At 71.1% G+C, this 23387-nt stretch carries 22 protein-coding genes; 12 read left to right on the top strand and 10 right to left on the bottom strand.

What is annotated here, in order from left to right:
* Window positions 1–2: 2 nt before the first annotated feature.
* The 4 genes from hda to murJ all read right to left on the bottom strand — a co-directional run bounded on the left by hda (window position 3) and on the right by murJ (window position 4286).
* Entirely contained in the window at window positions 3–668 is a 666-nt protein-coding gene (gene hda / locus HLB44_RS12940; RefSeq protein WP_173123049.1) for a DnaA regulatory inactivator Hda, read from the bottom strand.
* A gap of 10 nt (window positions 669–678) precedes the next feature.
* Window positions 679–1746: an AI-2E family transporter gene (locus HLB44_RS12935; RefSeq protein ID WP_173123047.1), complete on the bottom strand. Its 1068-nt coding sequence runs from the start codon at window positions 1744–1746 to the stop codon at window positions 679–681.
* A 97-nt stretch (window positions 1747–1843) separates the two neighbouring features.
* Complete coding sequence (locus HLB44_RS12930; RefSeq protein ID WP_173123045.1) at window positions 1844–2710, bottom strand: SirB1 family protein; 867 nt, start codon at window positions 2708–2710, stop codon at window positions 1844–1846.
* A 10-nt stretch (window positions 2711–2720) separates the two neighbouring features.
* Window positions 2721–4286: a murein biosynthesis integral membrane protein MurJ gene (gene murJ / locus HLB44_RS12925; RefSeq protein ID WP_173123043.1), complete on the bottom strand. Its 1566-nt coding sequence runs from the start codon at window positions 4284–4286 to the stop codon at window positions 2721–2723.
* A gap of 90 nt (window positions 4287–4376) precedes the next feature.
* On the opposite strand from murJ, the gene rpsT reads away from it, so the two are divergent.
* Window positions 4377–4694, top strand: a complete 318-nt coding sequence (gene rpsT, locus HLB44_RS12920) for a 30S ribosomal protein S20 (RefSeq protein ID WP_173124221.1) — start codon at window positions 4377–4379, stop codon at window positions 4692–4694.
* A 46-nt stretch (window positions 4695–4740) separates the two neighbouring features.
* On the opposite strand, the gene HLB44_RS12915 is transcribed toward rpsT, so the two are convergent.
* Complete coding sequence (locus tag HLB44_RS12915) at window positions 4741–5088, bottom strand: DUF3579 domain-containing protein (protein ID WP_173123041.1); 348 nt, start codon at window positions 5086–5088, stop codon at window positions 4741–4743.
* Between the two features lie 234 nt (window positions 5089–5322).
* On the opposite strand from HLB44_RS12915, the gene HLB44_RS12910 reads away from it, so the two are divergent.
* From HLB44_RS12910 to HLB44_RS12890, 5 genes are all read left to right on the top strand, one after another.
* The gene (locus HLB44_RS12910; protein ID WP_246312248.1) at window positions 5323–6507 is read left to right on the top strand and encodes an aspartate aminotransferase family protein; all 1185 of its coding nucleotides are present in this window, start codon (window positions 5323–5325) and stop codon (window positions 6505–6507) included.
* The gene (gene argF, locus HLB44_RS12905; protein WP_173123039.1) at window positions 6504–7436 is read left to right on the top strand and encodes an ornithine carbamoyltransferase; all 933 of its coding nucleotides are present in this window, start codon (window positions 6504–6506) and stop codon (window positions 7434–7436) included. The genes HLB44_RS12910 and argF overlap by 4 nt, the downstream gene beginning before the upstream one ends.
* 25 nt (window positions 7437–7461) lie before the next feature.
* Window positions 7462–8205: a metallophosphoesterase family protein gene (locus tag HLB44_RS12900; protein ID WP_173123037.1), complete on the top strand. Its 744-nt coding sequence runs from the start codon at window positions 7462–7464 to the stop codon at window positions 8203–8205.
* On the top strand, window positions 8195–9691 hold the full coding sequence (locus tag HLB44_RS12895) for a protein kinase domain-containing protein (protein WP_173123035.1): 1497 nt from the start codon (window positions 8195–8197) through the stop codon (window positions 9689–9691). Before HLB44_RS12900 ends, HLB44_RS12895 begins: the two co-directional genes overlap by 11 nt.
* Window positions 9692–9767: 76 nt before the next feature.
* Entirely contained in the window at window positions 9768–10757 is a 990-nt protein-coding gene (locus tag HLB44_RS12890; RefSeq protein WP_173123033.1) for an OmpA family protein, read from the top strand.
* Window positions 10758–10780: 23 nt separating this feature from the next.
* Here the strand turns inward: HLB44_RS12890 and HLB44_RS12885 are convergent, their stop codons facing one another.
* Window positions 10781–11194, bottom strand: a complete 414-nt coding sequence (locus HLB44_RS12885; RefSeq protein WP_343051314.1) for a DUF3052 domain-containing protein — start codon at window positions 11192–11194, stop codon at window positions 10781–10783.
* Window positions 11195–11210: 16 nt separating this feature from the next.
* Between HLB44_RS12885 and HLB44_RS12880 the strand changes: the two genes are divergently transcribed.
* The 6 genes from HLB44_RS12880 (at window position 11211) to HLB44_RS12855 (ending at window position 17484) form a co-directional block, all read left to right on the top strand.
* Window positions 11211–11552, top strand: coding sequence for a YkgJ family cysteine cluster protein (locus HLB44_RS12880; RefSeq protein ID WP_173123029.1), 342 nt, complete (start codon window positions 11211–11213; stop codon window positions 11550–11552).
* A gap of 75 nt (window positions 11553–11627) precedes the next feature.
* Entirely contained in the window at window positions 11628–12254 is a 627-nt protein-coding gene (gene kynB / locus HLB44_RS12875; RefSeq protein ID WP_173123027.1) for an arylformamidase, read from the top strand.
* A gap of 2 nt (window positions 12255–12256) precedes the next feature.
* On the top strand, window positions 12257–13546 hold the full coding sequence (kynU, locus tag HLB44_RS12870; RefSeq protein WP_173123025.1) for a kynureninase: 1290 nt from the start codon (window positions 12257–12259) through the stop codon (window positions 13544–13546).
* The gene (kynA, locus tag HLB44_RS12865) at window positions 13543–14430 is read left to right on the top strand and encodes a tryptophan 2,3-dioxygenase (protein ID WP_173123023.1); all 888 of its coding nucleotides are present in this window, start codon (window positions 13543–13545) and stop codon (window positions 14428–14430) included. The genes kynU and kynA overlap by 4 nt, the downstream gene beginning before the upstream one ends.
* Before the next feature lie 63 nt (window positions 14431–14493).
* Entirely contained in the window at window positions 14494–15303 is an 810-nt protein-coding gene (locus tag HLB44_RS12860; RefSeq protein WP_173123021.1) for an ABC transporter substrate-binding protein, read from the top strand.
* A gap of 39 nt (window positions 15304–15342) precedes the next feature.
* The gene (locus tag HLB44_RS12855; RefSeq protein WP_173123019.1) at window positions 15343–17484 is read left to right on the top strand and encodes a sensor histidine kinase; all 2142 of its coding nucleotides are present in this window, start codon (window positions 15343–15345) and stop codon (window positions 17482–17484) included.
* Between the two features lie 88 nt (window positions 17485–17572).
* Here the strand turns inward: HLB44_RS12855 and HLB44_RS12850 are convergent, their stop codons facing one another.
* The 4 genes from HLB44_RS12850 to HLB44_RS12835 form a co-directional block, all read right to left on the bottom strand.
* On the bottom strand, window positions 17573–19048 hold the full coding sequence (locus HLB44_RS12850) for a Do family serine endopeptidase (RefSeq protein WP_173123017.1): 1476 nt from the start codon (window positions 19046–19048) through the stop codon (window positions 17573–17575).
* Between the two features lie 120 nt (window positions 19049–19168).
* Entirely contained in the window at window positions 19169–21256 is a 2088-nt protein-coding gene (locus tag HLB44_RS12845; RefSeq protein ID WP_217283653.1) for a beta-propeller domain-containing protein, read from the bottom strand.
* Between the two features lie 67 nt (window positions 21257–21323).
* The gene (locus tag HLB44_RS12840) at window positions 21324–22520 is read right to left on the bottom strand and encodes an alpha/beta hydrolase family protein (RefSeq protein ID WP_173123015.1); all 1197 of its coding nucleotides are present in this window, start codon (window positions 22518–22520) and stop codon (window positions 21324–21326) included.
* 72 nt (window positions 22521–22592) lie between these two features.
* Window positions 22593–23372, bottom strand: coding sequence for a substrate-binding periplasmic protein (locus tag HLB44_RS12835; RefSeq protein WP_173123013.1), 780 nt, complete (start codon window positions 23370–23372; stop codon window positions 22593–22595).
* Between the last annotated feature and the right edge of the window lie 15 nt (window positions 23373–23387).

Genomic DNA, 23387 nt, shown 5'->3' with positions numbered 1-23387 from the left:
TCTCATGCCTGTTCCGCGAGCATCTTCTTCAACAGCGGCACGGTGATGGCGCGGTGCTCGGCGAGCGCGAACTCGTCGAGCCGGTCGAGCAGCTGCATCAGGTGCTTCAGGTCGCGCTGGAAGCGCGTCAGCAGGTAGTCCATCACGTCGTCCGACAGCAGGATGCCGCGGCGGTCGGCCTCGCGGCGCAGCGCGGCGCGGGTCTCGCCTTCGGCCAGCGCCTGCAGCGCGAAGACGTGGCCCCAGCCGAGGCGCGTGCGCAGGTCGTCGCGCAAGGGCAGATCGATCGGCGGCAGGCGGCCGGCGGCGGCCCATTGCACGCCATGGCTGCCCGCTTCGACGAAGAGCGCGAACGCCGCCTGCTGGCGCTCGGCATCGAGCGCCTCGCAACCGTCGACCACCACCAGCGACCAGCCTTCGTCCAGCGTCCACGGCAGCGGATCCTGCGCATCGAACCAGCCGATGCGCTCGCCCTCGCGCTGGCGCTCGGCGGCGAGCGCGCGCAGCAGCCGCGTCTTGCCGGTGCCGCTGTCGCCCCACAGGTAGATCGGCGCCGCCGGCATCACCAGCGAGCGCAGGTGCTGAACGGCGGCGGCATTCGGGCCTTGCAGCAGGGATTCGAAGCCCCCCGACGGCGGCGGCACGAGGGCCAGCGGAATCTGCTTCATGCGCCCGGCGTCAGCCTTGACCTTGGTACAGCCGGCTCGCGAGGTAGGTGTCGCGCATGCGGCGCAGCGCGACGGCGGCAACCGCGCTGGCCGGCAGCGCGACCAGCACGCCGACGAAGCCGAACAGCTGGCCGAACGCCATCAGCGCGAAGATCACCGCCAGCGGCGACAGCCCGATGCGCTCGCCGACCAGGCGCGGCGTCAGCACGAAGCTCTCGAGCAGCTGTCCGATGCCATAGACCGCGGCCACCGCCAGCACACCCGCGATGCTGCCGAACTGCAGCAGTGCGGCCAACAGCGCCAGCAGCAGGCCGAGGCCGAAGCCGACATAGGGAATCGCCACCGCGAGCCCAGTGAAGACGCCCAGCGGCAGCGCGAGGTCGAAACGCGCAATCGCCAGCGCCGCCGAGTAGTACACCGCGAGCACGCCCATCACGACCAGCTGCCCGCGCAGGTACTGGCCGAGCATCGTGTCGCATTCGTCGAGGAAGCCGAGTGCAGTCGCGCGCATGCTCGGCGGCACCAGCTGCTGCGCCTGCTGCACCAGGCGCGGCCAGTCGAGCAGCAGGTAGAACAGCACCACCGGCACCAGCACCGCATTGCCGATCAACGACAGCAGCACACTGCCGCCGAGCCGCGCCGAGCTCAAGGCGGTCGACAGCCAGTCTTCCATGTTGGCGTCGAGCACGCGCGCCAGCCAGGCCTTCAGGCTCGCGACATCGAGGTTGACCTGGATGCCGAACTGCGCGAGCCAGGGCGCCAGCGTCTGGTCGAGCCGGTCGAGCAGCGGCGGAATCTGTGCTTTCAGCAGCGGCAGCTCCTTGAGCAGCACCGGCACCAGCAGCAGCATCAGCGCGAGTGCCAGCAGCAGCGTCAGCACCTCGACCAGCAACACAGCCACCACGCGCGGCACGCGGCGCGCGGCCAGCTTCTCCACCGCCGGATGCAGCACGTAGGCCAGCACCGCGCCGACGACGAAGGGCGTCAGCACCGGCGCCAGCAGCCACAGCAGCAGTGCGCCGCCGGCGGCGAGCGCGAGCCAGGTCAGCGTCTGTCGTTGGGCAGCGGTGAGGTTCATCGTGATCGGAGGCCGCCGATGCTCACCGGCGGCGGATCGCCCTGTTTCGGGCGTAATTTCGCATTGTAAGAGCCGACCGCGGCGCCCCCGGACGGCCTCAATGGAGCCGTGGCCGGCCGGCGCGGCGCAGCGCGAGCAGCTGCTCGCGCAGCTCGGCGGCGTCGTCGGCATCCGGGCGCTGCTGCAGATAGGCCTCGAGGTCTTCGATGGCTCCGTCGGCCCGGCCCAGCTCGGCCCACGCCAGCCCGCGGTCACGCCGCTCGTCGATCGCCCCGGGCAGCAGCAGCACCAGGCGCTGCTGCACTGCCAGTAGCCGCGGCCAGTCGGCGCTGCTGCGGTGGATCTCCTTCAGGTTGCGCAGCATGCGCGAGACGACGTCGCGCGGCGCCGCCGCCTGCAGGAACAGGCCCAGCGGCGTGTCGAAGTCGCCGACCAGGCCGTGGCGCTTGCGGTACGGCGCGAGGCGCTCGTCGAGGTCCTCGCGCGACAGCGAGCGGCCGCTGAAGGCGTCGATCACCACCTCGCCCTGCGGCATGCGCAGCTTGACGAGGAAGTGCCCCGGAAAGGAGATGCCCTTGGCCGTCAGGCCGACCTGCGAGGCCAGCTCGGCGAACAGCAGCGCCAGCGTGATCGGGATGCCGCGCCGCGTCTGCAGCACATCGTTGAGGTAGCTGTTGCGGCGGTCGTAGTAGTCGTTGATGTTGCCGGCGAAGCCCAGCTCCTCGAAGAAGAAGTGGTTCAGCGCGCGCAGCCGCTGCATCGGCGGCGCATCGGCGGCCAGCCGGCGCTTCAGCCGCGCGGCCAACCCGTCGATCTCGGCCAGCACCGATTGCGGATCGAGCTGCGGGTATTCGTCCTGCGCGATGGCGATGGCCGCTTCCAGCAGCGCGAAGCCGTCGTCCTCGGCGACCAGCGCGGCGAAATACTCCAGCGCCGTCGGCGCCTGCAGCGGCAGGTGCTTCATCAGGCCGAGTCTAGACGCGCCGGCGCAGCAGTTCGCGCAGTTTCATGCCGCTGAGCGTCAACACCGCGAAGTAGACGAGCACTGCGATCCCGATGGCCAGCGCCATCGCGCCGGCGCGCTGCAGCTCGTGCGCGCCGAGCGCGACCCAGTCGATGCGGCGGGCGGCGACGGCCAGGCCGGCGCCCATCAGCGTGCTGGCCAGCAGCACGCGCAGCGCGAAAGCGAGCCAGCCGGCCGTCGGGCGCCACAGCCGCTGGCGATGCAGCCCGTGCAGCAGCCAGCCGGCGTTGACGGTGGCGGCCAGCCCGATCGACAGCGCCAGCGCGGCGACGCCGAGCCACGGCACGAGCAGCGCATTGAAAACCTGCGTCAGCAGCATCACCGCGATGCCGATGCGCATCGGCGTCTTCATGTCCTGGCGCGCGTAGTAGCCCGGCGCGGCGATCTTGACGCCAACCAGCCCGAGCAGGCCGATGCCATAGCCCATCACCGCGAACGACGTCAGTTGCACTGCTTTCGCGTCGAAGGCGCCGCGGTGGAACAGCGTCGCGACCAGCGGCTCGGCGAAGACCAGCAGCGCCGCAGCGCAGGGCAGCGCCAGCAGCAGCACCATGCGCAGGCCCCAGTCGAGCAGGCCGGAATATCCGTCCCAGTCCTGCTTCGCCTGCGCCGACGACAGCTGGGGCGTCAACACGACGCCGAACGCCACGCCCAGCAGCGCGGTGGGCAGCTCCATCAGCCGGTCGGCGTACACCAGCGTCGACACCGCGCCGGCGCCGAGCCAGGAGGCGATCTGCGAGTTGATCATCAGCGACAGCTGCGCGACCGACACGCCGAGCACCGCCGGCCCCATCTTGCCGAGGATCTGGGTGACCCCCGGATGCGCCCAGGCGGCACGCAGCCCCGACCCGCTCAGGCCGATGCGCGGCAGCGCCGCGATGCGCAAGAGCGCCGGCACCTGCAGCGCAAGCTGCAGCACGCCGCCGATCATCACGCCGGCGGCGAGCGCATACACCGGCTCGATGCCGCGCCGCTCGAACACCGGTACCAGCCACCACGCGGCGGCGATCATCGACAGGTTCAGCAGCACCGGCGTGAAGGCCGGCACCGCGAACCGCCGCCAGGTGTTCAGCACCCCCGAGGCCAGCGCGACCATCGACATGCAGCCGATGTACGGGAACATCCAGCGCGTCATCAGCACCGCGGCGTCGGTCGTCGCGGGGTCGAAGCCCGAAGCCAGCAGCCAGACCAGCACCGGCGCGGCGACGATGCCGAGCGCGCAGGTGAGCAGCAGCGCCCAGGCCATCACCGTCGCGACGGCGTCGATCAAGGCCTTGGTGGGCGCATCGCCGTGCTCGGCGCGGGTGGCGGCCAGCAGCGGCACGAAGGCCTGCGAGAACGCCCCTTCGGCGAACAGCCGCCGCAGCAGGTTCGGGATGCGAAAGGCGATCCAGAACGCATCCATCGTCGCCGAGGTGCCGAACAGCGCCGCGTTGACCGCATCGCGCACCAATCCGGTGATGCGCGACAGCAGCGTGAAGGCGGAGATCGAGAAGGCGGCCTTGAAGAGGTTCATCGCGTGGGGCTGCTGGCATGGACGCCGAGGGCCGCAATGCTATACTCGCGGTCTTTGCTCATCCGGGCCGAATACTTGGCCACACGCAATATGGCAACCTCCTCCAAAGCCAAAAAGAAAACCGTCCGCCTCGCTTCGGGCCGCAAGCGCGCCCGCCAGGACGTCAAGCTCAACGCGCAGAACACTTCGCTGCGTTCGCACTTCCGCACCGTCATCAAGAACGTGCAGAAGGCCCTCGACAAGGCCCTCGCCGGTGGCGACAAGGCCGCTCCGGCCGACCTCTTCAAGGCCGCCCAGCCGGTGATCGATTCGGTCGCCGACAAGGGCATCTTCCACAAGAACAAGGCCGCGCGCCACAAGAGCCGCCTGGCCGCCAAGATCAAGGCGCTGTCTGCAGCAGCTGCCTGAGTCAACTTCCGGATGAGCAGACAAGGCCCGCGCAAGCGGGCCTTTGTCATTCCGGGCGTGGACCGGGTGATGGCGCCACGTCCGGCAGCAGGCAGGCCTCGATCACCTGCAGCTCGTTGTCGCGGGCGAAGTTCATCACGAAGTCCCAGGCCATCGGCTCGATGCCGCGCAGCGCCTCGTTGACGATCACGCATTTCACGCCGTCGATGATGCGTGGCACGCAGTACGGCGAATAGCCGATGTGCGCTGCGGGCCCGCGCTGCACGCCACCGGGGCGAAAGCTCGACAAGGCGCCAGCCAGGCGCTCGGCCCAGTCGCTGGGACGAAAGGCCCGACCGCTGCGGGTGATGCCCTGGATGAAGAGTTCGCGCTTGGGGGGAGCCGGAGCGGACATGCGGGACGCGGGTTACTGCAAGGGCGGCCCGTGCGGGCAAAACGCGTATTGTGCCGCGGATGTGCTGCGCCGCAGCATGCGCATCCTGACCAGGCCGCCGCATCGTTCACGCGACGCGCGAGCGCAAAAGGCCGCTGTTTAGAATCGACACCCCAGCAGGCCGGCGTTTTGCCCTTCGGGGACGATCGCCGGCCTTCTTCATTCCACCTCACCGCACCCGATGGAGCCGCGTCGATGACCTCGCACCTGATGAACACCTATGCCCGACTGCCGTTCGCGCTGTCGCACGGCCGAGGCTGTCGCGTCTGGGATACCGAGGGCCGCGAATACCTCGACGCACTGGCCGGCATCGCTGTCAATACGCTGGGCCATGCGCACCCGAAGCTGGTGCCGGCGCTGCAGGACCAGGTCGCCAGGCTGATCCATTGCTCGAACTACTACCAGGCGCCGCTGCAGGAGGCGTTGGCCGCCAAGCTGTGCGGGCTCTCGGGCCTGTCGGCCGCGTTCTTCTGCAACAGCGGCCTCGAGGCCAACGAAGGCGCGCTGAAGATTGCGCGCAAGTTCGGCCATGACAAGGGCATCGAGCGGCCCGAGATCATCGTCTACGACAAGGCCTTCCACGGCCGCTCGATCGCCACGCTGTCGGCGACCGGCAATCCGAAGATCCAGAAGGGCTTCGAGCCGCTGGTCGAAGGCTTCGTGCGCTTGCCGCTGAACGACATCGAGAAGGTGCGCGAGGTCGCGCGCACCAACAAGAACGTCGTCGCCGTGTTCCTCGAGACCATCCAGGGCGAAGGCGGCATCAACCCGACGCGCGTCGATACGCTGCGCGAGCTGCGCGCGGTGTGCGACGACAACGACTGGCTGCTGATGCTCGACGAAGTGCAGTGCGGCATCGGCCGCACCGGCAAGTGGTTCGCGCACCAGTGGGCCGGCATCGTGCCGGACGTGATGCCGCTGGCCAAGGGCCTGGGCTCGGGCGTGCCGATCGGCGCGATCGTCGCCGGCCCGCGCGCGAAGGACGTGCTCGGCCCCGGCAACCACGGCACCACCTTCGGCGGCAACCCGCTGGCGATGCGCGCCGGCGTCGAGACGCTGCGCATCATGGAAGAGGACGGTCTGCTGGCGAATGCCGCGGCGATGGGCGAGCGCATCAAGGCCGGCCTGACCACTGGGCTGCAAGACCTGCCCGGCTTCATCGAGATCCGCGGCCAGGGCCTGATGCTCGGCGTGCAGCTCGACCGCCCGTGCAACGAGTTGCTCGGCCGCGCGGCGAAGGAGGCGGGCCTGCTGATCAGTGTCACCGCCGACAGCGTGATCCGGCTGCTGCCGGCGCTGGTGCTGTCCGCCGACGACGCCGATCAGATCGTCAAGCGCCTGGTCCCGCTGGTGCGGGACTTCCTGAAGTCCCCCGCATGAAGCCGGGAAACAGCCTGATGAAGCACTACCTGCAGTTCAAGGATTTCAGGGCCGAGGAGTACGAGTACCTGTTCCGGCGCAGCGCGGTCATCAAGACGCGCTTCAAGAACTACGAGCGCTACACGCCGCTGGCCGACCGCACGCTGGCGATGATCTTCGAGAAGGCCAGCACGCGCACCCGCGTCAGCTTCGAGGCCGGCATGTACCAGATGGGCGGCTCTGTCGTGAACCTGACCAGCAGCGGCACGCAGCTCGGCCGAGCCGAGCCGATCGAGGACACCGCGCGCGTCATCAGCCGCATGGTCGACCTGGTGATGATCCGCACCTACGAGCAGACCAAGATCGAGGCCTTCGCCGCGCATTCGCGGGTGCCGGTGATCAACGGGCTGACCAACGAGTTCCACCCGTGCCAGATCCTGGCAGACCTGTTCACCTTCATCGAGCATCGCGGGGACATTCGCGGCAAGACGGTGGCCTGGGTCGGCGACGGCAACAACATGGCCAACACCTGGCTGCAGGCGGCCGACATCCTCGGCTTCACGCTGCACGTCAGCACGCCCAGCGGCTTCGAGCTCGACCCGGTGGCCGCCGGCGTGTCGAACCCCGACTGCCTGAAGGTCTTCAAGAGCCCGTTCGCCGCCTGCGAAGGCGCACACCTGGTGACCACCGACGTCTGGACCAGCATGGGCTACGAGGCCGAGGGCGAAACCCGCAGCAAGGCCTTCGCCGACTGGTGCGTCGACACGCAAATGATGTCGCTGGCGCAAGGTGACGCGGTGTTCATGCACTGCCTGCCGGCGCACCGCGGCGAGGAAGTCAGCGCCGAGGTCATCGACGGGCCGCAATCCGTGGTCTGGGACGAGGCCGAGAACCGCATGCATGTGCAGAAGGCGCTGATGGAGTACCTTCTGCTGGGCCGCATCGGCTGACATTCCCCGGCGCGCCGGGCAGGCCATGAAAACTGCGCTGTTGTCCGACCTGCATGCCAACCGCGAGGCCGTCGAGGCCGTGCTCGAGCACGCGCACGCGCACGGCGCGCAAGCCTATGTGCTGCTCGGCGACTTCGTCGGCTACGGCGCCGATCCGGGCTGGGTCGTCGACGAGGTGCGCGCGCTGGTGCGCGGCGGCGCGCTGGCGGTGCAGGGCAACCACGACCGGGCCGTCGTGCTCGGCCCGACGGCGACGATGCGGCCCGAGCCGCGCCGGGTCGTCGAATGGACCCGCAACCAGCTCGATGCGGCGCAGATCGATTTCCTCGCGTCGCTGCCACTGCAGCAGCAGCAGGGTGACCGGCTCTATGTGCATGCCAACGCCTGGGCACCGTCGGAGTGGGAGTACATCGTCGGCCGCACCGACGCCGTGCGCAGCCTGCATGCCACGCGCTGCCGCTACACCTTCTGCGGCCACATGCACGAGCCCAAGCTCTACCACCTGTCGAGCGTCGGCAAGTGCGGCGATTTCGTGCCGACGCCGGGCGTCGCGATCCCGGTGCCGCCGCACCGCCAGTGGCTGATCATCCCCGGCTCGGCCGGCCAGCCGCGCGACGGCAACCCCGCCGCGGCGTACGCGATCTTCGACGACGCCGAGCACAGCATCACCTACCACCGCGTGCCCTACGACCACGAGGCGGCCGGCGCGAAGATCCGCGCCGCCGACCTGCCGCAGCGCCTGGCGAGCCGCCTCGAAGATGGCCAGTAGCAGCGGCACCGCCGACAGCAGCGAGCCGGTGACGCTCGGCTTCGCCGGCCGCGCCGGCGGCAGCGGGCTGGCCGCGCCGATGCTGCTCGAGCCCGGCCAGGTGATCGATCGCTTCCGGCTCGAGCAGAAGCTGCACACCGGCGGCATGGCGCACATCTGGAGCGTCAGCGAGGTCAACCATGCCGGCGACTCGCGGCTGCCGCTGGTGATGAAGGTGCCGCGCATCAAGGGCGGCGAGGATCCGGCGACCATCGTCGGCTTCGAGGTCGAGCAGATGATCATGCCGGTGCTGGCCGGTCCGCACGTGCCGAAGTTCATCGCCAAGGGCGACTTCACGCGCCAGCCCTACATCGTGATGGAGCGCATCGAGGGTGCGTCGCTCAAGCCCCGGCTCGATGCCGCGCCGCTGCCGCTGGACGAGGTGATCGAGATCGGCTCGCGCGTCGCCACCGCGGTGCACGAGCTGCATCGCCAGCACCTGGTGCACCTCGACCTGAAGCCGAGCAACATCCTGTTCCGCCCGGACGGCACCGCGGTGCTGGTCGACTTCGGCCTGTCGCGCCACGACCACCTGCCGGACCTGCTCGACGAAGAGTTCATGCTGCCGATGGGCACCGGCCCGTACATGTCGCCCGAGCAGATCCAGTTCGTGCGCAACGACCCGCGCAGCGACCTGTTCGCGCTCGGCGTGATGCTCTACCACCTGACGACCGGCGAGCGCCCGTTCGGCTCGCCCGACAGCGTGCGCGGCCTGCGCCGCCGCTTGTGGCGCGACCCGATCCCGCCGCGCGCGCTGCGCGCCGACTGCCCGCCCTGGCTGCAGGAGCTGATCCTGCGCTGCCTCGAAGTGAAGCCCGAACGCCGCACGCAGAGCGCTGCGCAGCTCGCGCTCGACCTGCAGAACCCGACGCAGGTGGTGCTGACCAAGCGCGCCGAGCGCCTCGAGCGCAGCGGCGCGCTGAAGACCTTCAAGCGCTGGTTCGTCGCACTCGGTGCCGAGCCGGTCGAGTCGCGCGCCAAGTCCAGCGAGCTGCTGGCGAAGAGCCCGATCATCGTCGCCGCGGTCGACATCGAAGGCGCCAGCGACGAGCTGCTCGAACGCCTGCGCGAGACGGTGCAGCGCCTGGTGCAGACCGAGCCCGGCGCGCGGCTGGCCTGCGTCGGCGTGATGAAGACCGCACGCATCGGCATGGACGAGCTGGTCGACGGCGAGGGCCGCAGCCACCACGTCAAGCAGCTGGTCGGACTGAAGCACTGGGCGCGGCCGCTGGGCAAGCTGCTCGAGGGCGACGAGGGCCGCCTGACCTTCCACGTGCTCGAAGCGCCCGACGCGGCGGCGGCGATCGTCGAGTTCGCGCGCCGCAACCAGGTCGACCACATCGTGATGGGCGCGCGCGGCGCGTCGGGGCTGCGGCGCTACCTCGGCAGCGTGTCGTCGCAGGTGGTCGCGGAGTCGGACTGCACGGTCACCGTGGTGCGCGCTTGAACGTCACGTTCTGCAGCACACCATCCCTAGCACGACGCCTCGGCGGCCAGGAAGCGACGCCTATCCTCGGCGCACGATGCGACAGACCCTTTACTTCCTTGCCGGCGCCGCGCTGTGCTGCGGCGCATTCGCGGCGAGCACGCCGGTGGAGCTGCCCGGCGCGCAGGATGATCCGACGATCAGCCGCTTCAAGGGCGCGGTGCTGGTCAGCGCGGCGAACGAACGTTTCGCCAGCGCGCGGCTGCCGGCCGGCCCGAGCAAGCTGATCAACAACGGCCAGCTGCAGTTCGAGAAGTCGATAACGGTTGAAGGACGCGTCAACGCCTACTACTATGTCGCGCCGCCGGCGGCCACGCCGCTGGAGATCCTGCGCAGCTACCAGGCGGCGCTGCAGCAGGCCGGGTTCTCGCCGCTGTACGCCTGCGATTCCGCGGCACGCTGCAACGCGTTTCACCTGGAATCCTATCGGCGCGAGCTGATCGACCCGCGCCCATGGGCGAAGAACCGGATCAATCCCTCGGGCAGTTCGAGCCTGAACCGCGCGCACTTTCTCAGCGCGTCGCGGCGGACCGAGCGCGGCGAGATGGGCGTGGTGGTGTGGATCGCCGAGCCGGATTCGGTGTGGAACGCCGCGACGGTGTCGCTCGTCGTCGCCGAGTCGGCGGCGATGGAAGGCGGCAACGTCACCGTCTCGGCGCAACAGCTGCAGCAGGGCCTGAAGGCCCAGGGCAAGGCGGTGCTGCACGGCCTGCATTTCGACACCGGCAAGGCCGACGTCAAGCCCGAATCGAAGGCCCAGCTCGAGGCGATGGCGCAGGCGCTGAGGGCCGAGGCCGCGCTGCGCGTCTTCATCGTCGGCCACACCGACAACCAGGGCGAGTTCGACGCCAACCTGGCGCTGTCGCGGCGCCGCGCCGAGGCCGTGGCCGCCGCGCTGGTCGCGCAGCATGGCATCGAGACACGCCGGCTGTCGGCGCAGGGCGCGGCGAGCTTTGCGCCGATGGCCAGCAATGCCGACGAGGCCGGCCGCGCGAAGAACCGGCGCGTCGAGATGGTGGCGCAGTAGCGCGCTGCCCGGCACGCGCCGCGTCAGCGCAGCGCCTTGCGCACGACCAGCTTCAGCCCCGACCAGGTGGCGTCGACGGCGCAGACCTTCACGTCGACCCAGCCCAGCGGCAGGGCTTCGGCGCGGATCACGTCCTCGGTGATGTCGGTCGGGCGCTTCGATGCCTTCTTCGGCCACGAGATCCACAGCACCGCGGCCGGGCCCAGCGCTTCGCGCAGCGTCGCGAGCTGCTTCGCGAGCGGGGCGCGCTGCTCGACGAACAGGTGCACCAGGTCGACCGCCGCGCCCGGCTTGCCGACGAATTGCAGCGGCATCGGCGCGCCGTCGATCAACGTCGAATAGTCCGCAGGCACGCCGATCAGGCAGACCCGCTGCCCGGCCGCCAGACCCAGCTTCTTCCACAATGGCGTGCCCGAGTACCCGGCCGACGTGACCACCGATCCCCCTCCTCCGATGAGCGACAACCCCTGCATCCGCTGCGGCGCCTGTTGCGCCAGCTACCGCGTCGATTTTGCGCAGGAAGAGCTGCAGAGTGAAGGCGGCTGCGTGCCGGACAGCCTGGCCGTGCCGCTGGTGGCCGGGCTGATGCGCTTGCGCGGCACCGACCATGCGCGGCCGCGCTGCGCCGCGCTGGTCGGCACCGTCGGCGTGCAGGCCCACTGCGGCATCTACGAGTGGCGGCCGGGGCCGTGCCGCGAGTTCGGCGCCCGCGCGCCGCACGGAATCGGCGACGACGCCTGCACCCAGGCGCGCGCCTGGCACGGGCTGCCGCCGCTGCCTTCGCTGCCGCGCTGATACCGCTGCAACCGGCTGCAACCCTTGGCAATACTTTAGTTGTCAATCAAATCGCCGCCGCCTATCATCGCGGCGATGAAACGCTTGTGGGACATCTCGCCGCCGGTGGACGCGGGCTCGCCGGTCTTTCCGGGCGATGCGCCGTTCGAGCAGGCTTGGGGCGCCGTCATCGGCCCGGGCTGCCCGGTCAACGTCAGCCGGCTGACGCTGTCGCCGCACACCGGCGCGCATGCCGATGCGCCGCTGCACTACGACAGCGCCGGCTTGCCGATCGGCGCCGTCGACCTCTCGCCCTACCTCGGCATCTGCCGCGTCATCCACGCCATCGACTGCGGCCCGCTGATCGAGCCGCGCCACGTCGCGCATGCGATGGGCATCGGCCTGCCGCCACGCGTGCTGGTGCGCACTTACACGCGCGCGCCGGCCGGCTGGGATCCGGCGCTGGCGGCGTATTCGCCCGAGCTGGTCGAGCGCCTGGCCGATGCCGGCGTGCGACTGATCGGCATCGACACCGCAAGCATCGACCCGGCCAACAGCAAGACGCTGGACAGCCACCAGGTGATCCGCCGCCGCGACCTGCGCGTGCTCGAGAACCTGGTGCTCGACGAGGTTGCCGAAGGCGACTACGAACTGATCGCCCTGCCCTTGAAACTGCTCACCGCCGACGCTTCGCCGGTGCGCGCCATCCTGCGGGAACTCTGACGATGACCCATTTCACCTCGCGGCAGCAGGCGCTGCAGCGCGATGCCGACGATGCGCTGGCGCCGCTGCGCGCGCAGTTCGCGCTGCCCGACGGCACGATCTACCTCGACGGCAATTCACTCGGCGTGCTGCCGCGCGCCACCGCTGCGCGCGTGCAACAGGTGGTTGCCGAAGAATGGGGCCAGGGCCTGATCGGCAGCTGGAACTCGGCCGGCTGGATGGAGCTGCCGGGCCGCATCGGCGACAAGATCGCCCGGCTGGTCGGCGCCCGCCCGGGCGAGTTGGTGGCCGCGGATTCGACCTCGGTGAACCTGTTCAAGGTGCTGAGCGCCGCGCTGAAGCTGCAGCGCGAGGACCATCCCGGCCGCAGCGTGATCGTCAGCGAGCGCAGCAACTTTCCGACCGACCTGTACATCGCCGAGACGCTGGCGCGCGAGCACGGCTGCACGCTGAAGCTGGTGACGGCGCCCGAGCAGATCCCGGCCGCGCTGGACGAGACGACGGCGCTGCTGATGCTGACGCACGTCAACTACCGCACGGGCCGCATGCACGACATGGCGGCGCTGTCGGCGGCGGCGCACACCGCCGGCGCGCTGGCGGTGTGGGACCTGTGCCACTCGGCCGGCGCGGTCGAGGTGAATCTGCACCGCGACGGCGCCGACTTCGCGGTCGGCTGCGGCTACAAGTACTTGAACGGCGGCCCCGGCGCACCGGCCTTCGCCTGGGTGCACCCGCGCCACGTCGACCGCTTCGTGCAGCCGCTGTCGGGCTGGATCGGCCATGCGGCGCCGTTCACCTTCGTGCCGGGCTACGAGCCGGCCGCCGGCATATCACGTTATCTGTGCGGCACGCCGCCGGTGCTGTCGCTGGCGGCGCTGGAGTGCGGCGTCGATACGCTGCTCTCGGCCGAGCCGTTCGGCGGCATGGCGGCGATCCGCGCCAAGTCGCTGGCGCTGACACGTTTGTTCATCGACCTGGTCGACGCGCGCTGCGCCGGCCACGGTCTGTCAGTGGTGTCGCCGCGCGAGGAGGCGTTGCGCGGCAGCCAGGTCTGCCTCGGCAGAGACGAAGGCGGCTACGCCATCGTGCAGGCACTGATCGCGCGCGGCGTGGTCGGTGACTTCCGCGCCGGCGATCCGAAGGACGGCCTGCCCGACATCCTGCGCTTCGGCGTCACGCCGCTGTACACGCGCTTCGTCGACGTCTGGGACGCGGTCGAGCACCTGGTGCAGGTGCTCGACAGCGGCGAGTGGCGCGACGAGCGTTTCCATCGGCGTGGAGCGGTGACATGAGTGATACGCCGAGCTGCCCTTTCGGGTACGGTGCCGCGCCGGCAACGACGGCGGCCACCACGGCCGAGCATCCGCATGGCGCCCAGCTCGATTTTTCGGGCGACATGAGCTACGGCGACTACCTCGGCCTCGACGCACTGCTCAGCGCCCAGCATCCGCGCTCGCCGCACCACGACGAGATGCTGTTCATCGTGCAGCACCAGACCAGCGAGCTGTGGATGAAGCTGATGCTGCACGAGCTGCGCGCGGCGATCGCCGCGGTGGCCGCCGACCAGCTCGGCTCGGCGTTCAAGATGCTGGCCCGCGTCTCGCGCATCATGGAACAGCTGGTGCATGCCTGGGACGTGCTGGCGACGATGACGCCGCCGGAGTACAGCGCGATCCGGCCCTACCTGGCGCGCTCGTCGGGCTTCCAGAGCTACCAGTACCGCTGCATCGAGTTCCTGCTCGGCAACAAGCAGGCCGAGCTGCTCAAGCCCCATGCGCACCGGCCCGAGCTGCTCGCGCAGGTCGACGCGGCGTGGCGCGCGCCCTCGCTGTACGACGAATCGCTGCGGCTGCTGGCGCGCCGCGGCCTGCCGGTGCCGGCCAGCCACACCGAGCGCGACTGGACGCAGCCCTATGTCGCGAGCCCCGAGGTCGAGGCCGCCTGGCTGGTCGCCTACCGCGCGCCGCAGCAGCACTGGGAGCTGTACCAGCTCGGCGAGGAGCTGACCGACCTCGAGGACGCCTTCCGGCTGTGGCGCTTCCGCCACCTGACGACGGTGCAGCGCATCATCGGCGACAAGCGCGGCACCGGCGGCACCAGCGGCGTCGGCTACCTGCGCCAGATGCTCGACGTCGTGCTGTTCCCGGAAATCTGGACGCTGCGCACGGCACTTTGACACTCGGCAGCGCACGACGGTTGCGCTGGCCGTGCAGCGCCGGCGTGTGACACTCGGGCGCAGATGCCCGCGCGCCCTCTTCTTTCGCTGCTGCTGGCTGCCGCCTTGCTCGGCGCCGCGCTGCTGTGGCCGGCCGCTCCGGCGCAGGCCGGCGACGTCTTCAACCGCCTGCGCGCCCGCGGCCTCGTGCGGGTGTGCATCTGGCCCGACTACTACGGCATCACCTGGCGCAATCCGCGCACCGGCCGGCTGAGCGGGCTGGACATCGACCTGTCGGCCGAGTTCGCGCGCGAGCTGGGCTTGGGCCTGAGCTACGTCGATTCGTCGTTCGGAGCGCTGGTCGACGATCTGCTCGCCGAGCGCTGCGACATCGCGATGCACGCCGTCGCGGTGCTGCCGGTGCGCGCCGAGAAGCTCGCCTTCACCCGCCCCTACCTGCGCAGCGGCATCGTCGCGATCACCACGCGCAGCCAGCGCCGGCTGAAGACCTGGGACGACATCGACCGCGATGGGGTCAAGGTGGCCGTGCAGGCCGGCACCTTCATGGAGCCGGTGATGGCGACGCGGCTCAAGCAGGCACAGCTGGTGGTGGTGCGGCCGCCGCAGTCGCGCGAGCAGGAGCTCGAGGCCGGGCGGGTCGACGTCTTCATGACCGACTACCCGTACAGCCGCCGCCTGCTCGACCAGGCCGACTGGGCGCGCCTGATCACGCCGCCCGAGCCGGTGCACCCGCTGCCCTACGCCTACGCGCTGAAGCCCGGCGATGCCGAATGGCTGCAGGCCGCGGATGCCTTCGTCGAGCGCATCCGGCGCGACGGGCGGCTGGCGGCGATCGCCGCACGCCACGGGCTGGCCGTGATCGTCGAGCGCTGACGATGTCAGCCCCCCGCTCACCCAGCGCCGACTGAGCCGATGCAGCACGCCGATGTCGCGCCGCTGCCCAGCGCCGGCGCACTCCCGCGCTGGCTGCGCAGCCGCTACGTGCCGTGGGCCGGCGCGCTGCTCGCGCTGCTGCTGATCGGCGCGGCCGCGGCCTTCGTCGCCTATCAGCGCCACGGCTTCGAGCAGGCCGCGCTCGATCGCGCCGAGCTCTACGCCCGCGTGCTCGAGGACCAGGCCAACCGCACGCTCGACGCCACCGAGCTGACGCTGCAGGCGCTGGCGCAGGCGATCGACAGCCCCGGCGGCGGCAATGGCACGGTCGATGCCGCCGAGGCCGCACGCCTGGCGCCGCTGCTCGCCGACGCGCTGCGCGGCCAGCCCTTCCTGCGCAGCATCAGCCTGGTCGACGCGCAGGGCCGCGTGCTGGCGAGCTCGCAGCCGGAGAACCTCGGCCACCGGCTGCCGCTGCGCGACTGGGCCGCACCGGGCAGCCCGCTGCCCACGCTGGGGCCGCTGCAGCGCGGCCGCGACTGGTCGACGCTGCGCTACGCCGGTCCCGCCTCGCCGGGGCTGCTGCCGCTGCTGCGGCCGTTGCCGCAGGGCAACCGGATGCTCGTGGCCGCACTGAATACAAGTTATTTCGAGAACCAGTATTCGCTGATCCTCGGCAATCAACCCTTCGCGGCGGCGCTGCTCGGCTACGACGGCCGGCTGATCGCCGCCACCGAGCGCATCCGCGCCGAGCCCGGCAGCGTGCAGCCGCAGCACCGCATCTTCAGCAGCTTCCTGCCGGGGCGCGAGGCCGGCAGCTTCAACGGGCCGGGGCTCGACGGCGCAGCGGCCTACAGCGCCTTCCGCAGCGCGCGCAAACATCCGCTGCTGGTGCTGGCCGAAACGCCGCAGCAGCGCGTCGACGACCAGTGGGCCGAGCTGGCGCGCGCGGCGGCGGCGGTCTGCGTGGCGATGCTGGGCGTGATCGGCGCGGTCGGCGTGCTCGCCTGGCGCAGCCTGCGCGGCCACGAAGCGGCGAGCGCCGACCTGGTGCAGGCGCGCGGCACCGTGGCTGCCCAGCACGCCTTCACCGACCGGCTGTTCGAGGTCAGCCCGGTGCCGATGGTCGTGCGCGGCATCGACGGCCGCTACCAGCGCGTCAACCGCGCATGGAGCGATTTCACCGGGCTGACGTCGGAGCAGGTCGCCGGCCGGCGCCTCGAGGAGGTGCTGCCGCCGGAGCGCGCCGAACGCTACGCGGTGCGCGAGCGCGAGGCGCTGGCTTCGGGCCAGCTGGTGGTCTACGAAGGTCCGGTGCCGGACCGGGCTGGCCAGGCGCGCGACGTGATGATCCGCATCGCGCCGTTCACCGACCCGGCCGGCGCGGTGGCCGGCGTCATCACCAGCGTGCTCGATGTCACCGAGTTCCGCGAAGCCGAGCGCCGCGTGCGCGAGGCCAAGGAAGCGGCCGAGCGCGCCAACGATGCGAAGAGCGAATTCCTCGCCAACATCAGCCACGAGCTGCGCACGCCGCTGCAGACCATCCTCGGCTTCGCCGAGCTCGGGCTGCGCCGCTCGGGCTCGCAGCCGATGCTGCAGCGCATGTTCGAGGACATCGTGCACGGCGGGCATCGCATGCTGATGCTGGTCAACAACCTGCTCGACCTGTCGCGGCTCGACTCGACCGTCGGCGCGATCCGCCTGCAGCGCGCCGACATCGAGCCGGCGCTGCGCGAGGTGGTGCAGGAGCTTGCGCCGATGGCCGTCGAGCGCGGCCTGCGCTTCGTGATGCCGGCCACGCCGGTGGCGCTGCCGGTCGAGGCCGATGCGTTCCGGCTGCAGCAGGTGCTGCGCAACGTCATCGCCAACGCGCTGCGCTTCGCACCGGCGGGCACCGCGATCGAGCTGGCGTGGTGCGTGCCGCCCGAAGGCGGCTGCCTGGTCTGCGTGCGCGACCGCGGGCCCGGCATCCCGCCGGACGAGCTCGAATCCATCTTCGCGCCCTTCGTGCAGTCGTCGCGCACCAAGGACGGCTCCGGCGGCACCGGGCTGGGCCTGGCGATCTGCCGCAAGGTGCTGGCCGCCCACCGCGGCTCGATCCGCGCCCGAAACGCCGACGGCGGCGGCGCGGTGTTCGAGATCCGGCTGCCCCCGGCGCCGCCGGAGGCGCCGGTTCCGTAGCTCGCCGCCGGAGGCGCCGGTTCCGTAGCTCGCCGCCGGAGGCGCCGGTTCCGTAGCGCACCGCCGGAGGCGCCGCTGCCTTGGGCCGTTAGCCCAACGGCACCGGCACGAACAAGCGGTCGCCTTCGCGCCACACCAGCAGCGCCACGTTCTTCGGCTTGCTGTCGAGCACGCGCCGCACGTCGTCGATCGAATTCACCGGCTTGCCGTTGATTGCCAGCACGACGTCGCCCTGCTCCAGGCCGGCCCGGGCGGCGGCGCCTTGCGCGCCCTGCACGACCAGGCCTTGCTCGAGCTGCGACTGCTGGCGCTCCTCGCGCGTCAGCGGGCGCAGCGCCAGGCCGAGCTTGGAGCCCTCGCCGGCGGCGGCGGCAGCAGCCACTTCAGGCTCGCCGCGGGCGGCGCCGAGCGTGACCTCGACGTCGCGCTCGGCCTGCTCGCGCCAGAGCTTCAACTTGACCTTCTGGCCGGGCTGCGACAGACCGATCCGGCTCGAGACGTTGCCGGCCTGGCTGACCGGCTCGCCGTCGATCTGCAGGATCACGTCGCCGGACTTCAGGCCCGCCGCCGCGGCCGGGCTCTTCGGCTCGACGCCGGCGACCAGCGCGCCGTCGGGGCGCTTCAGGCCGAAGGACTCGGCCAGCGGCTGGTTCAGGTCCTGCACCGAGACACCCAGCCGCGCATGCTGCGCCTTGCCGGTGGCGACGATCTGGTCGCGCACCTTCAGCGCGACGTCGATCGGGATCGCGAAGCTCACGCCCTGGAAGCCGCCGGTGCGCGAATAGATCTGCGAGTTGATGCCGATCACGTTGCCGGCGCCATCGAACAGCGGACCGCCCGAGTTGCCCGGGTTCACCGCGGCGTCGGTCTGGATGAAGGGCACGAAGGCATCCCCCGGCAGTGAGCGGCCCTTGGCGCTGACGATGCCCGAGGTGGCCGTCTGCTCCAGGCCGTAGGGCGCGCCGATCGCCAGCACGTGGTCACCGACCATCAGCGATTTCGGATCGCCCAGGCGCACCGTCGGCAGGCCCTTGGCCTGGATGCGCAGCACTGCGATGTCGGTGCGCGCATCGGACCCCAGCACCTTGGCCGAGAACTCGCGCCGGTCGGCCAGCCGCACCGTCACTTCCTTCGCATCGCGCACGACGTGGGCGTTGGTCAGGATCAGGCCGTCGTCGCTGACGACGAAGCCCGAGCCCTGGCCCTTGAAGGGCTGCTGCGCGTCGGGCATACCACGCCAGCCGGGCAGGCCGCGGAAGAAGCGCTGCATCGGGTCCTGCGCCATCGGCGAGCCATCCTCGGCGCCGGTCTTGCGCAGGCCCTCGACCGTCACGCCGACGACCGCCGGGCCGTACGTCTGGACGATCGCGCGGTAGTTCGGCGCGCTGCCGGGCGGCAGCGCCGGCGCGGGCGCCAGCTGCGCCGCGGCGGCGATGGGCGTCGGCTGCGTGGCCGGCTTGTCTTTGCTCTTGGACCACGGCAGGTCGAGCGCGCCGGCGCTGGTCACCAGGGCCAGGCCGCCGCCGAGCAGGCTCCAGGCCAGGGGCTTGAAGGTCTTGTTCATGCTTGTCGCTCCAGACGTGAGGGCCGAAGGTTGTTGATGGCGCCGAGTCTGGTGCGCGCGGGTGAACGGTTCGTTAGCGCTGGATGAGGCGAGGATTAAGGATGCCCTGGCGTCGCGCCTTCAGTTGAACGGCGAATAGCGGCCTTGCGCTTCCCGCGCGCCGGGCGCAAAGCTGGCGCGCCGGCGTTCGTCGATGCGCTCGTTCGCGCCGCGGCCGGCGAGCTGGCCTTCGACGAGCTCGTAGCCCATCAGCGCGAACACCCGGTCGCCGAGGAAGATTGGCCGCGCATTGCCGTACCAGTCGACGCAGGAAGCGCGGCAGCCGTCGTCGCGGGCATCGCCCGGGCGCGCGCTCAACGCGCCGAGCGGCTGCCAGCCGAGCTCGCGCTGGCGCAGGTACAGCACGCTCGCCGAGCCCTGCGCACCGGCAAAGACGCCGCGCTGGCCGCTGCCCGACTGCAGCAGCGGCAGGCCGAGCAGGCCCTCCTCGATGCCGGTGGGGCGGTAGAAGAAGCCGTGCGTGCGCGTCTCGCCCTGGCGCGCGCCGGGCTGCACGTGGCGCGCGACCGGTGTCGCGGTGCCGCGGCCGAGGCGAATGCTCGTGAAATGCAGGTCGGCGCCGGCCTGGCCGACCAGCACCGCGTTGTCGCCCATCGCCTCGATGCGCTCGACGCCGTGGCCGGGCGTCAGCGCGGTCGGCGCGCCAGCGTCGGCATAACGCAGCGCCCAGGCGGAGGCCCCGCCGCTGCCGCCCCACAGCAGCCAGTCGCCGACGAAGCGGTTCTGCAGCGCGCCGCCGGCCGCGGCCGGCAGCACGCGGTAGTGCTCGCGCTGCGCGGCCCCACGGCCATCGCCGAAGGCGGCGAGCGGCACGCGCAGCAGCGCGAGCGCGCCGGGCGTGGTCTCGCTGCCCCACATGCCTTCGCCGCTGCCGGAAGCGCGCAGCAGCACGTTCAGGCGGCCCTGGCCGTCCTCCAGGAACGACATCTGGTCGATCGGCACGCCAGCCGTCTTCAGCCCGGTCGGCGCGGTGCCGTCGAGCGGGATGCGGAAGACCGCCGACAGCGGCCGTTCCGGCGCCGGCTCGACCGGCCGTTGGGCAGGCGGCATCGGGAAGCGGCGCCGCGGCGGCGCGGTCCAGACATACACCGAGCCCTGCGAGACGTAGAACACCCGCCCGGCCGGCCCGAGCACGGCGCTCGATTCGCAGCGCAGCGGCTGCTGTGCGAGGTCGCACGAGGTCACCGTGTGCAGCGCGAGCGGCTGCGCGGGGTCGAAATCGTCGTCGGTGCGGTAGATCCGCGTGGCCGGCAGGATGCGTTCGAAGTCCGGCGGCAGGTCCTGAGTCAATGTGGCTTTGCCACTTGACTCAACCCCCTTGGGGGGCGGCGGCGGCGTTTGCGCCGCCTGGGGGCGCTCATGTTGCCAGCGCCGGAAGCCCGGCATCAGCTGCAGCGGCGACGGCCCTCCCGGCTGCAGCAAGGTCGGGCTGTAGAACACCAGCTTGCGGCCGATCAGCCGGCTGGCGTAGTTGCGCGACGAGTAGTAGTCGAAGCTGCGCAGGTGGTAGGTGGCGCGGTAGGCCAGTGCGCCGGCGCCGTCGAGCTCGAACAGGCTGATCTCGGTGCCGCCGCGGTTGTAGCTGTAGCCGACCACCACCACCGTCGAGCCGGCGATCAGCAGCTCGTCGTACCAGGCGCCGCGCGGGTCGCTGCCGGGTGCGAAGGCGTCGACCATCGCCACCGGCTGCAGTGCGTCGCCGCCGACCTTGACCGTGAAGAGGCGGCCGCGGCGCAGGATGACCAGGTGGTCGCCGGCGCGCTTGACGATGCCGCCTTCGTCGACGCCTGCCGTCTGCACGTTGGTGATCGACTCGGCCGCGGCGCCGGCGGTGGCCGCGTCGGCGCTCTTGGCCGCCGCTGCGGGCGCGGCCGGGGCGGCCATCTGAGACTGCGACTGCAACGACAGCGCCAGCGGAGGACCGTCGCGCCGGCGCTCGGCCTGCAGCTTCGCGGCTTCGGTGCGCCAGCGCTCGAGCGCGGCGCCGAGCTCGGCTTCGCTGCGGTACGGCGTCAGCGTGGCGCCGGGTGTCGCGGTCGTAGGTGCGGCGGTCGATCCGGCGCTCTGGCAGGCGCTGCCGAGCAGCATCAGTGCCGCGGCGGCAGACGTGGCGAGGGTCGTGGCGAGCAGGCGGCGGCGGGTCGGCATGGCGGCTCCGGTGAAGGTCGATGCTGCTTGCACGGCCGGCCGCGCCGGGCGGGGTTAAACCCGGCGGCTAGAGATCCCGCGCCGCGCCGGCAAGCTGACTCAGCATGAAGCTCCAGTACGGCACCACGCATTCCAGGTGGCCGGCGGGCACCGCGCCGCAATCGGTCAGCGTGACGCCGGTGGCGCCCTGCGCCTGCATCGCCGCCACCGTGCGCGTGCTCGCCGGATACGGCACGGTGCGGTCGTCGCGGCCGTGGTAGAGCTTCGGCGGCAGCGCCGGTTTCCAGTCGTGCACGTTGCTGACGCGCTCGATCTCCGCCGTCTCGTCACCGAGGAAGTTGTCGAGGAAGGTGGCGTCGAAGCTGACATCGGCATCGTCAGGCAGCAGGTGGTCCAACAGCTCGTTGCGCAGCTGAAGGCGCGCGGCGGCACTCATGTTCTTCAGCGCGCCGGGGCGGATCAGCGCGGCCAGCAGCGGGTTCTCCGCACGCACCAGCTCGAGCAGCGAGTCGAGCGTGACCTTGACGCTGTACGGCCCGGCGCCGGGCACGACGGCCACCAGGTTCGCCAGATGCGGGCTGGCCGAGGACTGCAGCGCGCGGTGCGTGGCCATCGTGACGTAGCCGCCCTCCGAATAGCCGGCGAGGAAGAGCTGCCTGTTGTCGAGCACGCGGTTCTTCTGGCGCCAGTACTTGGCCGCCGTGATCAGGTCGACCACGGCCGAAGCGGACGGCGCCGACAGCAGGTAGGGATGCGGCGCGCCCTTCGATGCACCATAACCCACGTAGTCAGCGGCCACGACGATGTAGCCGAGCGAGGCCATCAGCAGCGCCGGCTCGGCCGGCACGGCGTTGTTGCTCGGCGCCTCGCGGTCGCGGAACAGCGTGCCGTGCTGGTAGGCGAGCACCGGGCTGCGCTGGCCCGCCGGCTTGACCGGCACGCCGATGAGCGCCGACGCGAGGATCTCGCGCCCGGCGACGTCGCGCGTCAGGTAGGTCAGCCTCCACGCCGTGACCGCGTACCTCGGGCTGAGCGCCGGCGCGCGCGTGCCGGCGGCGTTGATCGCCTGCGCCATCTCGGCGCTGGAGATCACCCGCAGTTGCGCCGCCGACTTGAACTGCCCCGGACCGACGGTCTCGACGATCGGCTCTTCGGGCTCCGGCTCGGGCGGCGCGCTGCTGCCGCCGCCACCTCCGCAGGCCGCGAGCAGGCCCAGCAACGCGACCAGCGCGGCACGTCGAAGCGCGAGGACAGACGCAAACATGGCGAAGCTGAAAACGAAGTCGGGGTCGCGGGCATTGTGCGGCGGCGAGGCGGGCCCCGGCCTGGCCGATGGTCACCGTTCCGGTGCCGTCACGCCGTACTTCGTGGCAATCGCCCGGATCTGGCCGCCCTCGATCAGGCGCTGGAACACGGCCGCGAAATCCGCCGCTTCCTTCGACCCGAACTTCGAGCGCGACAGGCCGATGCAGTACTCGATGCGCCGCACCTTGCCGGCCAGCCGCACGCCCGCGATGCCTTCCGAGCGCAGCAGGTGGTTGCCGACGTCGTGGTTCAGCAGCGCCGCGCTGCGCGGGCCATAGCGCAGGCCGCTGAGCATGCGCAGCACGCGGATGTTGTCGATCTCGACGACCGTCTTGATGCCGGGCGCCGACGCCGCCAGGCTGTCGAGCACCAGCGTCGCGGCCGACGGCCCGTAGGCGCCGACGGTGTAACCGTCGAGGTCGGCCGGCTTCGTGTACTGCTGCAGCGGCGAGGCCTCGGGCACGAAGATGCCGTAGCCGGAGACGATCAGCGGCGGCATCAGCTGGAACTGCTGCGCCCGCTCGGGCAGGTTGGCGAGCGGAAAGATGCCGTCGGCCTCGCCGCGTTCGACCATCTCGAGCGCGCGCCGCCATGGGAACTGCTTCAGCGTGCAATCGCGCTTCAGCACGGCGCACGCGGCCTGGATCATCTCGGCCATCGGCCCGCCGGGCATGCCGTTGTCGACCAGCGCGAACGGCGGGAACGGGTCCATCACGAACAGCAGCGGCGCCTGCGCGGCCGCCGGTCCGGCAACGGACGACACCAGCAGCGCGGCGGCCAACAGGCGGCGGCGGAGGACGGCAGCGTTCATGCGCCCGGGTCAGCG

The sequence above is a fragment of the Pseudaquabacterium terrae genome, assembly GCF_013266755.1.
GTDB lineage: Bacteria > Pseudomonadota > Gammaproteobacteria > Burkholderiales > Burkholderiaceae_C > Pseudaquabacterium > Pseudaquabacterium terrae.
This window is presented reverse-complemented; position numbering and strand designations above follow the sequence as displayed.

What these genes read in the sequence shown, in the direction of transcription:
- hda (WP_173123049.1), bottom strand. Translation starts at nt 668, where the DNA reads ATGAAGCAGATTCCGCTGGCCCTCGTGCCGCCGCCGTCGGGGGGCTTC.
- HLB44_RS12935 (WP_173123047.1), bottom strand. Translation starts at nt 1,746, where the DNA reads ATGAACCTCACCGCTGCCCAACGACAGACGCTGACCTGGCTCGCGCTC.
- HLB44_RS12930 (WP_173123045.1), bottom strand. Translation starts at nt 2,710, where the DNA reads ATGAAGCACCTGCCGCTGCAGGCGCCGACGGCGCTGGAGTATTTCGCC.
- murJ (WP_173123043.1), bottom strand. Translation starts at nt 4,286, where the DNA reads ATGAACCTCTTCAAGGCCGCCTTCTCGATCTCCGCCTTCACGCTGCTG.
- rpsT (WP_173124221.1), top strand. Translation starts at nt 4,377, where the DNA reads ATGGCAACCTCCTCCAAAGCCAAAAAGAAAACCGTCCGCCTCGCTTCG.
- HLB44_RS12915 (WP_173123041.1), bottom strand. Translation starts at nt 5,088, where the DNA reads ATGTCCGCTCCGGCTCCCCCCAAGCGCGAACTCTTCATCCAGGGCATC.
- HLB44_RS12910 (WP_246312248.1), top strand. Translation starts at nt 5,323, where the DNA reads ATGACCTCGCACCTGATGAACACCTATGCCCGACTGCCGTTCGCGCTG.
- argF (WP_173123039.1), top strand. Translation starts at nt 6,504, where the DNA reads ATGAAGCCGGGAAACAGCCTGATGAAGCACTACCTGCAGTTCAAGGAT.
- HLB44_RS12900 (WP_173123037.1), top strand. Translation starts at nt 7,462, where the DNA reads ATGAAAACTGCGCTGTTGTCCGACCTGCATGCCAACCGCGAGGCCGTC.
- HLB44_RS12895 (WP_173123035.1), top strand. Translation starts at nt 8,195, where the DNA reads ATGGCCAGTAGCAGCGGCACCGCCGACAGCAGCGAGCCGGTGACGCTC.
- HLB44_RS12890 (WP_173123033.1), top strand. Translation starts at nt 9,768, where the DNA reads ATGCGACAGACCCTTTACTTCCTTGCCGGCGCCGCGCTGTGCTGCGGC.
- HLB44_RS12880 (WP_173123029.1), top strand. Translation starts at nt 11,211, where the DNA reads ATGAGCGACAACCCCTGCATCCGCTGCGGCGCCTGTTGCGCCAGCTAC.
- kynB (WP_173123027.1), top strand. Translation starts at nt 11,628, where the DNA reads ATGAAACGCTTGTGGGACATCTCGCCGCCGGTGGACGCGGGCTCGCCG.
- kynU (WP_173123025.1), top strand. Translation starts at nt 12,257, where the DNA reads ATGACCCATTTCACCTCGCGGCAGCAGGCGCTGCAGCGCGATGCCGAC.
- kynA (WP_173123023.1), top strand. Translation starts at nt 13,543, where the DNA reads ATGAGTGATACGCCGAGCTGCCCTTTCGGGTACGGTGCCGCGCCGGCA.
- HLB44_RS12860 (WP_173123021.1), top strand. Translation starts at nt 14,494, where the DNA reads ATGCCCGCGCGCCCTCTTCTTTCGCTGCTGCTGGCTGCCGCCTTGCTC.
- HLB44_RS12855 (WP_173123019.1), top strand. Translation starts at nt 15,343, where the DNA reads ATGCAGCACGCCGATGTCGCGCCGCTGCCCAGCGCCGGCGCACTCCCG.
- HLB44_RS12850 (WP_173123017.1), bottom strand. Translation starts at nt 19,048, where the DNA reads ATGAACAAGACCTTCAAGCCCCTGGCCTGGAGCCTGCTCGGCGGCGGC.
- HLB44_RS12845 (WP_217283653.1), bottom strand. Translation starts at nt 21,256, where the DNA reads ATGCCGACCCGCCGCCGCCTGCTCGCCACGACCCTCGCCACGTCTGCC.
- HLB44_RS12840 (WP_173123015.1), bottom strand. Translation starts at nt 22,520, where the DNA reads ATGTTTGCGTCTGTCCTCGCGCTTCGACGTGCCGCGCTGGTCGCGTTG.
- HLB44_RS12835 (WP_173123013.1), bottom strand. Translation starts at nt 23,372, where the DNA reads ATGAACGCTGCCGTCCTCCGCCGCCGCCTGTTGGCCGCCGCGCTGCTG.